13 protein-coding genes are annotated in these 12488 nt (G+C 47.4%); 2 read left to right on the top strand and 11 right to left on the bottom strand.

Translation table 11 applies throughout. The features are described 5' to 3' along the window. Positions 1-50 precede the first annotated feature (50 nt). Complete coding sequence (locus tag GJR95_RS11450; RefSeq protein ID WP_162385987.1) at positions 51-515, top strand: helix-turn-helix domain-containing protein; 465 nt, start codon at positions 51-53, stop codon at positions 513-515. Then, positions 443-1177: an IS630 family transposase gene (locus GJR95_RS11445; RefSeq protein WP_162391670.1), complete on the top strand. Its 735-nt coding sequence runs from the start codon at positions 443-445 to the stop codon at positions 1175-1177. Before GJR95_RS11450 ends, GJR95_RS11445 begins: the two co-directional genes overlap by 73 nt. A 323-nt stretch (positions 1178-1500) precedes the next feature. Here GJR95_RS11445 and GJR95_RS11440 read toward each other — a convergent pair whose 3' ends face one another. From GJR95_RS11440 to ilvC, 11 genes are all read right to left on the bottom strand, one after another. Further along, positions 1501-1962 (bottom strand): hypothetical protein, encoded by a 462-nt coding sequence (locus tag GJR95_RS11440; protein WP_162385986.1) that lies wholly within the window; start codon positions 1960-1962, stop codon positions 1501-1503. A gap of 118 nt (positions 1963-2080) precedes the next feature. Beyond that, positions 2081-3220: a 2-isopropylmalate synthase gene (locus GJR95_RS11435; RefSeq protein ID WP_162385985.1), complete on the bottom strand. Its 1140-nt coding sequence runs from the start codon at positions 3218-3220 to the stop codon at positions 2081-2083. Positions 3221-3481: 261 nt separating this feature from the next. After that, positions 3482-4561: a 3-isopropylmalate dehydrogenase gene (gene leuB, locus GJR95_RS11430; RefSeq protein ID WP_162385984.1), complete on the bottom strand. Its 1080-nt coding sequence runs from the start codon at positions 4559-4561 to the stop codon at positions 3482-3484. Positions 4562-4563: 2 nt separating this feature from the next. Then, a complete protein-coding gene (locus GJR95_RS11425) occupies positions 4564-6084 on the bottom strand; it encodes an alpha-isopropylmalate synthase regulatory domain-containing protein (RefSeq protein ID WP_162385983.1) in 1521 nt (506 codons plus the stop codon). A 91-nt stretch (positions 6085-6175) separates the two neighbouring features. Beyond that, complete coding sequence (leuD, locus tag GJR95_RS11420) at positions 6176-6772, bottom strand: 3-isopropylmalate dehydratase small subunit (RefSeq protein WP_162385982.1); 597 nt, start codon at positions 6770-6772, stop codon at positions 6176-6178. A gap of 14 nt (positions 6773-6786) precedes the next feature. Next, entirely contained in the window at positions 6787-8187 is a 1401-nt protein-coding gene (leuC, locus tag GJR95_RS11415; protein WP_162385981.1) for a 3-isopropylmalate dehydratase large subunit, read from the bottom strand. Positions 8188-8327: 140 nt separating this feature from the next. Continuing rightward, entirely contained in the window at positions 8328-9215 is an 888-nt protein-coding gene (locus GJR95_RS11410) for a helix-turn-helix transcriptional regulator (protein ID WP_162385980.1), read from the bottom strand. Between the two features lie 6 nt (positions 9216-9221). After that, positions 9222-9410, bottom strand: a complete 189-nt coding sequence (locus tag GJR95_RS42785; protein WP_232541275.1) for a HepT-like ribonuclease domain-containing protein — start codon at positions 9408-9410, stop codon at positions 9222-9224. A gap of 129 nt (positions 9411-9539) precedes the next feature. After that, positions 9540-9857 (bottom strand): nucleotidyltransferase family protein, encoded by a 318-nt coding sequence (locus tag GJR95_RS11400; RefSeq protein ID WP_162385979.1) that lies wholly within the window; start codon positions 9855-9857, stop codon positions 9540-9542. A gap of 49 nt (positions 9858-9906) precedes the next feature. Next, complete coding sequence (gene ilvA, locus GJR95_RS11395) at positions 9907-11172, bottom strand: threonine ammonia-lyase (protein WP_232541154.1); 1266 nt, start codon at positions 11170-11172, stop codon at positions 9907-9909. A 129-nt stretch (positions 11173-11301) separates the two neighbouring features. Continuing rightward, the gene (ilvC, locus tag GJR95_RS11390; protein WP_162385978.1) at positions 11302-12345 is read right to left on the bottom strand and encodes a ketol-acid reductoisomerase; all 1044 of its coding nucleotides are present in this window, start codon (positions 12343-12345) and stop codon (positions 11302-11304) included. Between the last annotated feature and the right edge of the window lie 143 nt (positions 12346-12488).

Raw genomic sequence — 12488 nt, 5'->3', positions numbered from 1 at the left:
CTAGTACTCTTCCAATTTAATGGTTAGATAAAAGTAGCTATCTTTCCGACATGGGCCAAATCGCTAAACCGTTTGTGCTGTCGGAAGCCGATCTCACAACGCTCGACCAACTCGTTCGTAAAGGTAAAGACGCTGCTCGTAAGTTGACCCGAGCCAGAGCCTTGCAGTTTTCCCATCAAGGCCAACACCCCTTTCAGATTAGCCAATCGTTAGGTATCAGTCTGGCCACAGTCTTCAACTTGCGTAAACGCTATCGGGAAACGGGCCTGCAAAGAGCCATTGGGGAGAAAGCTCGACCCGGCCAACCCCGCAAAGTGACCCAGCAAGTGGAGGCCCATATCACTCAAATCGCCTGTAGCGAGGCCCCTGATGGGCGTACTCGTTGGACAGCGAGCCTGATTAATGAACGGTTAGTCAAACTCGACATCCACATTGATGACGAATCGGTACGCTTAACCCTAAAAAAAGTAAACTCAAGCCCTGGCTTAAAAAGCAATGGTGCATCGGGAAAGTAGACGGCGAATATCTAGCCAAAATGGAGAACGTTTTGGCCGTTTATGCTCAGCCAACCCCACCGGGCCGGGCACGATTATGCTTTGATGAACGACCGTGTCAATTGTTGGATGAAATGATAGCAGCCCTACCCATTCAACCAGGCAAAGCTGCTAAAGAGGACAACGAATATGCCAGAAAAGGAACGTGTGTGGTATTATTAGCGTATGATCTGGACACCGGGCAACGCTATACTCAAGTGCGCAAACAACGCACAAAGGCCGATTATGCGGAGTTCATGCACGAACTAGTGAGCACTTACTATACTGATGTTGAGTATATTGACTTGGTGCAGGACAATTTGAATACCCATAAATACGGTTCCTTTTACGAGCATTTGCCGCTGGCCCAAGCCCGGTTGTTGAGTCATAAATTGGTGTTTCATTATACCCCAAAGCATGGATCTTGGCTGAACGCAGCGGAGATCGAATTCTCGGCCCTAGCCCGCCAATGCTTGGATCGGCGCATTGGTAGTCTGGAAGAATTGGAGCGTCAGGTTAGTCTTTGGGTCAGTGAGCGCAACCAGCTTGCTGTGAAGGTGCATTGGAGTTTTACCGCAGTTACAGCGGAAACCAAACTCAAGCGGTGGTATGAGCAGGTGAATCCGGCTTGTAATCCAAGTTGATGTAAGGATTAAATTGGAAGAGTACTAGTACCTCTACCATTTCGAACAGAGCCGTTAAGCCCCGTACTGCCGATGGTACTGCTGTCACAAGTGGGAGAGTAGGAAGGTGCCACCTGATGAAATCGAGTCTCTGATCGCAAGGTCAGAGACTTTTTTTGTGTGTGATTAACTTGGCTGGAGCTCGGGTTAGCTTCAGCAACTCCAACCAACTGCAAGCCTCTTGAGCCACAGGCATGGAGTGGAGTCAGTAATTCGGGATCAACCCAAATAGAAAAAGCCACCTTCAAGAGATAGCTTTTTGTTATCATAAAGCAGTAACTGCTTTAGGCTAGAGCCAATTCCTGAATTATAGGAAGTGTTATTTTACTCAATAATTGCTCTTCGAGTAAATCAGCCCAGGCGTTCATGTAAGAAACTACATCATCGCGAACATTGTGTTTTAAATATCTAGCTTCTAGAGGAAACCGAAGAAGCACGTGTCTATCATCAAGTTTTTCCAGATGTTTTAAGTCTTCAAGCACCAGGCCGGCATTAAGCATTTCACTGATGACAAGATCTATTGGCATTTGGCTGGTTGAACAATAACCCTCAACCTGTTCGTTCCAGTCCCCATACCGCTCCATAGCATAGCGGTGAATTTGATCTCTATTCAGTTTTGTCAGTTCCTGAGCTAGATTTCCACAATTGCACCCTCCCATATGCCCCCATTGATAAGGAGCGCCATTTGCAAGTTTACGTGCGGTTCTACGCAAGGCTTCAATCAATTCCGGGGTTGGGCGTGCCATAGCTAAAGCGCTTTAGAGTATCGAATTGTTTCCTTCACTGTTACCAGCAAAACAGTGTGTTTAGTGCTTTTGTTCGCTTATTAGAAGTCAAAAAGCCCACCATTAGGCGGGCTTACTTTTAACGGACTAACTCCATAAGATCTTTATCATTCACCTCTTTTCGAATATCAGCCATATCCAGAAAACGAGTGTAAATACCATCTAAAGTCGGTTTGTCATAACGGTAACCAAGTAGTTCAAGCCGATGCTTAAGCGCATGGCGGCCGCTACGGGCAGTAAGAACAATAGACGATTTTGGCACGCCAACATCGTGAGGATTCATGATTTCATAGTTTTCAGAATGTTTCAGAAAACCGTCCTGATGAATACCTGACGAGTGCGCAAAGGCATTTCGGCCAACAATTGCTTTATTTGCCTGAACAGGCATGCGCATCATTTGAGACACCAGATTACTAACTGGGAAAAGCCGGGTTGAGTCAACGTTTGTGTATAAACCCAGTTCTTTTTTAATCTTTATCGCCATAACAACCTCTTCCAGCGATGTATTACCTGCCCGTTCGCCAATGCCATTCATGGTAACTTCAACCTGGCGGGCGCCGTTCATAACACCAGCAAGGGTGTTAGCAGTAGCTAAACCAAGGTCATTGTGACAGTGAATGGATATGGTTGCCTGATGAACGTTTGAAACGTGTTCATAGATGTATGCAATTTTTTTGCCATATTCATCGGGCAAACAATAGCCCGTTGTATCTGGAATATTCACTACTGTAGCACCAGCCTTGATAACGGCTTCCGTTAGCTGGGCAAGGAAACCAAGATCAGCCCGACCTGCATCTTCTGCATAAAACTCGACGTCTTCAACGTATGTTTTAGCGTGTTTAACAGCTGCAATCGCCTGCTCCAGAATCTTCTCGCGTGTGCTACTAAATTTGTTGCGAATATGGATATCTGACGAGCCAATACCGGTATGAATCCGGCCGCGCTTTGCCCATTTGAGCGCTTCTCCGGCTGCATCTATGTCACCTTTGACAGCCCGGCTCAGGGCGCAGATTGTTGGCTCTGTAACAGACTTCGAGATTTCGACTACCGATTTAAAATCGCCGGGGCTGGATATTGGGAAACCTGCTTCGATAATATCAACCCCCATACGTTCCAGCTCTTTAGCAACCACAATTTTTTCTTCGGTGGTTAACTGGCAACCCGGCACTTGTTCGCCGTCGCGCAGAGTGGTGTCGAAAATATAAACTCGTTGGCTCATACCCGGTATTGATTGGACTGTTAGTGATTCACTGGTTAAAATAAAGAAAGCCCTTTCTGATGGAGAAAGGGCTTTCTTTGCATGGAATATCCTTCTCCGTTCTTAAAAAACGTTTAGTTTTTGCAGTCGGTTATTCAAACAAGTAAGCGTCATTTTATTTGCGAAATTTCGCTGTTTGCGTAAATACGCTACAAAAGTAGCCGTTTTTAGGAATTTTGCAAGCAAGTTACTAATTTTTTAATAAGGCGGTTTGCCTATAAATCAGCCTTTTAATTGTTGCAGAATTTGATCACCCATTTGCTGAGTGCCTAGAATTTTATCCGGAGACGTTGTTGTATTGGCAATATCACGTGTACGATAACCCGCTTTCAATACTGCATCAACGGCGTCAATGACGGCTTGTGCTTCAGCTTTAAAGCCAAACGAAATATCCAGGAGCAAAGCTACCGAGAGAACAGAAGCCAGTGGGTTAGCTAACCCCTTGCCCGTAATATCGTGTGCGGAGCCATGGATAGGTTCATAAACACCAGTGCTATCGCCAATGGAAGCTGAGGCCAGCATCCCCATCGAACCGGCAATCTGGCTGGCTTCATCAGTCAGAATATCGCCGAATAAATTCCCTGTTACTACGACATCAAATCGTTTAGGATCTTTAATGAGTAACATGGCCGCTGCATCGATAAACTGGTGCTCAACCGTTACGTCGGGGTATTCGGGGGCGAGCGCCTGCACTACTTCGCGCCATAAGCGACTGCTTTCCAATACGTTGGCTTTATCGACGGAACACAGCTTTTTGCTACGGGTACGCGCAGCCTCAAATGCCTTCCGAACAATACGCTCTACTTCATATTTGCTATAAATCATAGTGTCGTATGCCGTATTGCCATCGTCGAGCCGTTCGCGTTTGCCGAAGTAAACATCGCCAGTCAGTTCACGGAAGAATAAGATGTCGGCTCCACGCAGGATCTCGGGCTTAATGCTCGATGCGTCGAGAAGTTCGTCAAAGAGTTTGATCGGGCGTAGATTCGCATATAAGCCCAACTCTTTGCGCATTTGAAGCAAACCCTGCTCCGGGCGAACTTTTGCGGAAGGGTCGTTATCGTATTTAGGATGGCCTACTGCACCGAAAAGAATGGCATCAGCACTCCGCATTTTAGTCAATGTTTCTTCGGGTAGCGGAGAGCCGGTAGCTTCGATAGCAACGTGACCGATGAGGGCTTCGTCGTAGGTAAAGTCATGGTCGAACAGCTGAGCGATTAACTCCAGAACCTGCTTACCAACGGTAGTTACTTCTGCCCCGATTCCATCACCAGGGACTACAAGAATGTGTTTTTTTGCCATGTTTAATCCAGTGTATTCAGCATTTTTTGGGTTGCCTTGATCGCTGACACGGCCTGGTCAGAATCGAGTCCCCGGGTTTTAAATTCGCGGTTTTTGTATTTCCAGGTAATTATTGTTTCGCAAAGCGCATCGGTTCGGCCTCCCGTCGGAATTCGTACCGCATAATCGGTCAATATAGGCAACGTGCGTTTCTTTTTGCCGTAGATCTTCTTCAGTGCGTTCATAAACGCGTCATATTGACCATCGCCCTGCGCATTTTCCTCAAACTGATCGTCGTCGATACGTACCCGCAGCGTGGCCGAGGGTTTTAGATCTTTTGAGTGTGTCAATACATAATTGAGTATTTCCACCCGCGATGCAATGGCGGTAGTATTTAACACATCGGAGATAACGTAAGGCAGGTCTTCACGAGTAACTACCTCTTTCTGATCGCCCAGTTCAATAACGCGCTGGGTCACCATTTTAAGATCGTTCTCCGATAACTGAATGCCTAATTCGCGGAGATTATTCTCGATGTTGGCTTTCCCCGATGTTTTACCGAGCGCGTAACTGCGCTTCCGGCCAAATCGTTCGGGTAACAAGGCGTTGAAATACAGGTTGTTTTTCTTATCGCCATCGGCATGAATACCAGCGGTTTGAGTAAACACATTGTCGCCGACAACCGGCTTGTTATCGGGAATGCGAAGCCCCGAAAATGTCTCGACAATCTTGCTAACCTGATACAGTGACTTCTCGACCACGCCCATTTTTACTTCCGGCATAAAGTCACGCAACACCGCGATTGCACTGGCCATGGGGGCATTGCCCGCCCGCTCGCCCAACCCATTAACGGTCAGGTGTATGCCATGCGCGCCCGCCCGGATGGCTTCCATCACGTTGGCAATGCTGAGGTCATAGTCGTTATGGGCGTGGAAGTCGAAGTGCAGTTCGGGATAACGGCTTACCAACCGGCTGACGAAATCATACGTCTCGGCAGGGGTCAGTATACCAAGCGTGTCGGGGAGCAACACCCGACGGATGGGTTGGGTTTTTAGAAAATCCAGGTATTGAAGCACATAATCCGGCGAGTTTCGCATGCCGTTGCTCCAATCTTCCAGATATACATTTGCCTGTAAGCCATGGTTTTGCCCTTTGCTGATAACCTGTTCGATATCGGCAAAATGTTCGCTGGGCGTTTTCTTAAGCTGGTGGGTCAGGTGATTGATCGAGCCTTTTGTAAGCAAATTCATGACCTTCGCGCCCGATGCATGCATCCAGTCGAGTGAGGCTTGCCCATCCACAAAGGTTAACACCTCAATCTTTTCGAGTAAACCCACTCCCGCTGCCCAACCGGTAATCTGTTGAACGGCCTCTAGCTCACCTGCCGATACGCGTGCCGAAGCAACCTCAACGCGATCTACTTTGACCTCGGTAAGCAGCAATTGCGCCAGAGCCAGTTTTTCAGATGCTGAAAACGACACTCCGCTGGTTTGTTCACCATCGCGGAGTGTCGTGTCCATAATTTCTATGTAGCGACGTTTCATTTTTGAATGATTGAATTTTTGAGTGATTGAATGATTGAATAGTAAGATGCGCGCAGCCTATTCAATCATTCAATCACTTAATCATTCAAAACTAAAATGGTCTTGTTTCGGCGAAGGCTGCGATTTCGTTCTTCATCGATAACAGGTAGTCGATATCGTCATAGCCATTGGTGAGATTATGCTTTTTGTATTCGTTAATGGCAAAGTTTTCACTCTCACCCGTAGCTAGAAGCGTAATGGTTTGTGCAGGCAGGTTTACCTCTAGTTCCGTCTTTGGGTCGGCTTCAATAGCCGCAAAGATTTTTTCCAGAAACTCAGGAGTTACCCGTACCGGCAGGATGCCAACATTGATGGAGTTGTTCTGGAAAATATCAGCAAAGAAGCTCGAAACCACACAACGGAAGCCATAGTCATAGATGGCCCATGCTGCGTGTTCGCGGCTCGATCCACTGCCAAAGTTTTTTCCCCCAACCAGAATCTTACCCGAGTAAGTAGGCATATTCAGGACAAAATCGGCCTTTGGGGTATTGTCGCTATTGTAACGCCAGTCGCGGAAGAGGTTATCGCCAAAACCTTTACGCTCAGTGGCTTTGAGAAAACGGGCAGGAATAATTTGGTCAGTGTCTACGTTCTCATTTGGCATAGGAACGGCACTGCTTCGGAGTATGGTGAATTTGTCGTAAGCCATTGTTAATAAGCAAGCTAGATGAGTTGACGGGGGTCTGTTACTACGCCTGTAACGGCGGCTGCGGCTGCTACTAATGGGCTGGCCAGTAGTGTGCGCGCGCCCGGCCCCTGGCGTCCCTCGAAGTTACGGTTTGAGGTAGAAACGGCGTATTTGCCCGCTGGAATCTTATCTTCATTCATGGCGAGACAGGCTGAACAACCAGGCTGGCGCAATTCAAAACCTGCCTGGGTCAAAATATCCAGAATACCCTCATCTTTAATTTGCTTCTCAACAACGTGCGAACCCGGTACTAACCAGGCCGTGATGTGATCAGCTTTCTGACGACCTTTCACAATGGAGGCAAATGCCCGGAAATCTTCAATGCGGCCATTCGTACAGCTTCCCAAGAATACAAAATCGACGGGCTTGCCCAACATGGATTCGTTTTCGGCGAAGCCCATGTACTGTAACGATTTTTTGTAACTCGCAGAACCGTCTTTCACGGCATCGGCCATTGGAATCTGGTGCGTTACGCCCGTTCCTAAACCAGGGTTCGTGCCATACGTAATCTGAGGTTCGATATCGGCTGCGTCGAAGGTCAGGTCGAGGTCAAAAGTAGCGCCTTCATCGGTTTTAAGCGTCTGCCAATAAGGGACCAGTTTGTCCCATTGTTCGCCTTTGGGCGAAAGATCGCGGCCTTTCAGGTAGTTGAGTGTGGTTTCATCGGGGGCAATCATACCTCCTCTGGCACCCATTTCAATGGTCATGTTACAAACCGTCATACGGCCTTCCATGCTCATATTCTCAAAAACCTCCCCGGCATACTCCACAAAATAGCCTGTGGCTCCGCTGGCTGATGTCTGCGAAATAATGTACAGGATTACGTCTTTCGGAAGAACAGCTTTACCCACTTTGCCGTTGACGGTGATCCGCATTTTCTTCGGCTTGGGTTGCATAATGCACTGTGCTGCCAGAACCATCTCGACTTCTGACGTACCAATGCCGAACGCGATAGCGCCAAATGCACCATGAGTTGAGGTGTGCGAATCACCACAAACGATAGTCATACCGGGTAGTGTAATCCCGTTTTCGGGGCCAACTACGTGCACGATACCGTTTTTCTGGTGGCCTAGACCCCAGTGCGAGATACCATAATGAGCAGCATTACGCTCCAGGGCTGCCAGCTGATTAGCTGACAGTGGGTCAGCCACCGGCAGGTGCTGGTTGAGTGTTGGCGTATTGTGATCGGCAGTCGCGAAGGTGCGTCCCGAAAATAACACGGATGCACCCCGGCTTTCAAGGCCCAGAAAAGCCACGGGGCTTGTTACTTCGTGAATAAAATGCCGATCGATAAACAATACATCGGGGCCATCTTTAACCTGCCGGATGACGTGCGCATCCCACACTTTGTCGAACAGGGTCTTTGGGGTACTCATAGCTGTATAGGAAAACAATTATCTGTACAAACTGTCACTGTTTCCCAGTTATCAATAGAGCAGAGAAACGTGGCTACAAAATTGCTTAAACTTATCCAATCATTCATCTCGTCATTCGTCCAGTAAATAGCGATTATAGCTCATTCGGTTCTTTTGGGAGTAAAACCGTATTGCTGCTTGTAGGCTTTAATAAAATGAGAGACGCTCTCGTAACTGATTTCCCGGCTTACCTCCGATACATTTTTATCGGTGTTTCGTAGCAGAAAATGAGCATGTTCAAGCCGTTTCTGCCGAATCCACTGGCCGGGTGAAGTGTGAAAATGATCCTCAAAGTCACGTTTAAAGGCCGACAGACTTCTTCCTGATAATCTGGATAATTCGCTCATCGACAATGGCTTGAGTAAATAAGTGCTCATCAGATAATCAAGGTCGGTTTTCAGTCCTTCGTAAATATGTAATAGAATTGCCTGTAGTTGTCCGGGCGGGTTTCCTACTGTATCAAGTTCCAGCAGATGCAGTAACAACTCCTGAAACTTGAGTCGTAGCAATTCATTTAAAAAAGGCGTTTTAGCGCCAAAATAGGGTAGTAGTGAATCGATAAATGTGGTGAAGGTGGGCGACGATGAAAACGATAGAATAAAGGATGCCGGTAGTGACGTTGAGCTATCTTTAAATAACGTAAGATGCTGGCTGACAAATTCTTTCAACAATTTTTCGTTTACGAAAAACACCAGACTTCGATAGCTTGAGTCGATGGATTCGTTCATGGAGTAGCAGCCTCGCTGAAAAAACAAAATGTCGCCTTTGCGCACGTGCAACTCCTGGGTGGGCGAACTGAACTTCTTTTCTCCTTCCAGCACAACGATGACGGCATGTTCTTCAAAAAAAACCTCGTTCCGTTCGGGATATACGTCGCTACGGTAGGCCACAAACGTCATTTCTGAAGCGTCGGACCCATCGGGGACAGGACGCTGAATAGTCAGAGACTGAAACTGGTTGGGCTGAATGGAAGATGGGACGCGGAGCATAACTGTTTAAAGCTTATTTATCTCCTGCTCGATAATGATGTCGATCCATACTTTATTGAGTCGGATTTCCTGTTGGATAGCATCCCACAATAGCTCATAATCGACTCCCCAATAGTGATGAATTAGCTTATCCAGCATTCCGGCAAAACCTTTCCAGTCAAATTCGAGATGATTATACCGAACTTCATCTGGAATATTTTTACAGGCATCTCCAATAACCTCGAAACTTCGGATAAATGCTTTGGATAGAAATGGGTGGTATAGGTAATGCCTTCTGAATAGGTCAGAATGTAGGACAATTCAGCCTGAATATGTTGCAGAAATTCAATTGAAGAAGGGTACATATGCAATCTCTTTTTCGGCTTCACGTTTCACAAAGGAAGCCATACCTTCCCCGGTAAGAAGCTCTACTTCCCGTCCCATTACCTTTTCCAGGTAGTAGACCATATTGATGAAATTACGGAACGTTTTCTTGCCTTCCTGAAACTCCACAACAAAGTCTATATCGCTTTTTTCGGTTTCTTCGCCCCGCACAAATGACCCAAACAATCCGAGCCGGGCTGCACCAAACTGTTTTAGAGCCGACTGATGCGACTGAAGACGCTCGAAAGCTTGCTGTTTATTTTGAACGGCAGTTATCATCGCTTCTCAAGTCAAAAAAATCAGTTAAAAGCTGATTCCAGGTGCTAACCTACACCAAAAACTGAAATAAATCGGGCTGGTCGTTCAGGTACTCAAAGACGATGTTTTGCGCCTGCATTCGCTGGATAAGTGGCTCGAAATCTTCGCGACTCTTCAGCTCGATACCAACCACAGCCGGGCCGGTTTCCCGGTTCGTTTTCTTGATATACTCAAAGCGGCTGATGTCGTCGGTTGGGCCCAGCACGTTCAGAAAGTCGCGGAAGGCTCCGGCCCGTTGTGGAAACCGAATAATGAAATAATGTTTCAGTCCTTCATACAGCAATGACCGTTCTTTGATTTCTTCGGTCCGAGTGATATCATTATTCCCACCACTAATTAAACAGACGACGTTTTTACCTTTGATTTCGTCCTTCAGCATGTCTAGTGCCGCAATGGTGAGCGCACCCGCAGGCTCGGCTACAATCGCGTCTTCGTCGTAGAGCTTAAGAATAGCCGTGCAAACTTTACCCTCGGGAACCAGTAATACACTGTCGAGATTTTTACGGCAGATTTCAAAGGTTATATCGCCCGGCCGTTTCACGGCAGCCCCATCCACAAACTTGTCGATTCGGTCAAGTGCTATCACGTGTCCTTCGTCGATAGAAACTTTCATGGAGGGTGAACCCAGCGGCTCTACACCGATCAGTTTGGTTTTGGGGCTTAATTGCTTGAATACGGTCGAAAGGCCTGATGCTAATCCACCGCCACCGATGGCCATCAGCAGGTAATCGATCTTAAAATTCGAGTCCTTGAAAATCTCCAGTCCAACCGTTCCCTGGCCCTCAATGACCTGCACATCATCGAAGGGATGAACGAAAATGCTTTCGTTGGTTTGAACGAATTCCATAGCTGCATGGAATGCATCATCATAGGTATCGCCGGTAAGAACGACTTCGACAAACTCCTTCCCAAATAGCTTTACCTGTTTGATCTTCTGATTCGGCGTGGTTGTTGGCATAAAAATAATGCCGTGCACGCCCATCTTCCGGCAGGCATAGGCAACGCCCTGGGCGTGGTTGCCTGCGCTGGCACACACAACGCCTTTGGCCAGGGCTTCGGCAGGCAAACTCGCCATTTTGTTGTAGGCCCCACGAATCTTATAAGACCGTACAACCTGCAAATCTTCTCGTTTCAGGAAAATATTGGCTCCGTAGCGGTCAGACAGATTGATATTTTCTTGCAGCGGTGTATGCGCAACAATGCCCCGCAGCCGTTCTGCTGCCAGATAAATCGTATCGAGATCAGGGAAAGCGGCTTCGTTTAATGAATAAGGCACAATGAATAATGAGTTGAGTCCAGGATAATGGCACAACGAATTTATAGTATCCATTGTGCCTTATTCATCACGGTTCGCCATTGCAACAGTGGTCCGTTGCTATGGCGAACCGTTGCTATACATGTATCCTTAGGTACGCTCTGGACGCAATGACCGTACAGCAGCTCCAGCCTGCCACATCTCCGATTCACGGAGTTCAGACAGTTCCACTTCCAGTTTCTCGCGATAATCAGGTTGCGAATTGCGGGTAATGCTGATTTCGGCCTGCTCCTGCGATTTAACGGAGTTATACAATTGTTCGAAAACAGGCTTGGTTGCATCGCGGAAAGGTTTCCACCAGTCGAGGGCACCGCGCTGGGCTGTAGTCGAGCAGTTCGCATACATCCAGTCCATACCATTTTCGGCTACCAGTGGCATCAGTGACTGAGTCAGTTCTTCAACTGTTTCGTTGAACGCTTCAGAAGGGCTATGGCCATTGGCGCGCAGCACTTCGTACTGAGCCGCAAAAATACCCTGGATAGCACCCATCAACGTACCCCGTTCGCCGGTCAGATCAGACGTTACTTCTTTGTAGAAATCGGTTTCGAACAGATACCCTGAACCCACACCGATACCCATAGCAATGGCTTTCGTACGAGCATTACCGGAGGCATCCTGGTAAATGGCAAAGCTGGAGTTCAGGCCTTTACCCTCTACGAATAACCGGCGTAGCGATGTGCCTGAGCCTTTAGGTGCTACCAGGAATACATCGACATCGGCGGGTGGCACGATCCCTGTTTTCTCTTTATACGTGACACCAAAACCATGCGAGAAGTAAAGTGACTTGCCTGGTTTAAGAGCCGCTTTTACGGTTGGCCATAGTTCAATTTGAGCAGCGTCGGAAAGCAGGAAGCAAATAATGGTGCCTTTTTCCAGCGCTTCTTCGATTTCGAACAGCGTTTCACCCGGCACCCAGCCATCGGCAACGGCTTTGTCGTAGGTTTTGCCTTTACGTTGCCCAACGATAACGTTGAAACCATTGTCGCGCATGTTCAGCGACTGGCCAGGACCTTGTACACCATAGCCGATAACTGCAATGACTTCATTGGCCAGCACTTCGCGGGCTTTTTCTAACGGGAACTCTTCCCGCGTAACAACTTGCTCCTCAACTCCTCCGAAATTAATCGTTGCCATGTTTAATTGGTTTTGGTACTCGTATTTTAGGTTTATGATTGATTATGCAAATTTGCTTTCCTGTCATTCTAACACCAGGGAAAATCCGTTCCTGCGTTTGGTTAAACCTGATTAATAAGCGACTTCTGGATTCCTCTAATCGC

It is taken from the genome of Spirosoma endbachense, from assembly GCF_010233585.1.
GTDB lineage: Bacteria > Bacteroidota > Bacteroidia > Cytophagales > Spirosomataceae > Spirosoma > Spirosoma endbachense.
Note: the sequence above shows the minus strand (reverse complement) of the source record. Positions and strands in the feature narration are given on the sequence as shown.

Excerpts from the sequence above, each read along its gene's own strand:
- GJR95_RS11450 (WP_162385987.1), top strand. The coding sequence starts at position 51 with ATGGGCCAAATCGCTAAACCGTTTGTGCTGTCGGAAGCCGATCTCACA.
- GJR95_RS11440 (WP_162385986.1), bottom strand. The coding sequence starts at position 1,962 with ATGGCACGCCCAACCCCGGAATTGATTGAAGCCTTGCGTAGAACCGCA.
- GJR95_RS11435 (WP_162385985.1), bottom strand. The coding sequence starts at position 3,220 with ATGAGCCAACGAGTTTATATTTTCGACACCACTCTGCGCGACGGCGAA.
- leuB (WP_162385984.1), bottom strand. The coding sequence starts at position 4,561 with ATGGCAAAAAAACACATTCTTGTAGTCCCTGGTGATGGAATCGGGGCA.
- GJR95_RS11425 (WP_162385983.1), bottom strand. The coding sequence starts at position 6,084 with ATGAAACGTCGCTACATAGAAATTATGGACACGACACTCCGCGATGGT.
- leuD (WP_162385982.1), bottom strand. The coding sequence starts at position 6,772 with ATGGCTTACGACAAATTCACCATACTCCGAAGCAGTGCCGTTCCTATG.
- leuC (WP_162385981.1), bottom strand. The coding sequence starts at position 8,187 with ATGAGTACCCCAAAGACCCTGTTCGACAAAGTGTGGGATGCGCACGTC.
- GJR95_RS11410 (WP_162385980.1), bottom strand. The coding sequence starts at position 9,215 with ATGCTCCGCGTCCCATCTTCCATTCAGCCCAACCAGTTTCAGTCTCTG.
- GJR95_RS11400 (WP_162385979.1), bottom strand. The coding sequence starts at position 9,857 with ATGATAACTGCCGTTCAAAATAAACAGCAAGCTTTCGAGCGTCTTCAG.
- ilvC (WP_162385978.1), bottom strand. The coding sequence starts at position 12,345 with ATGGCAACGATTAATTTCGGAGGAGTTGAGGAGCAAGTTGTTACGCGG.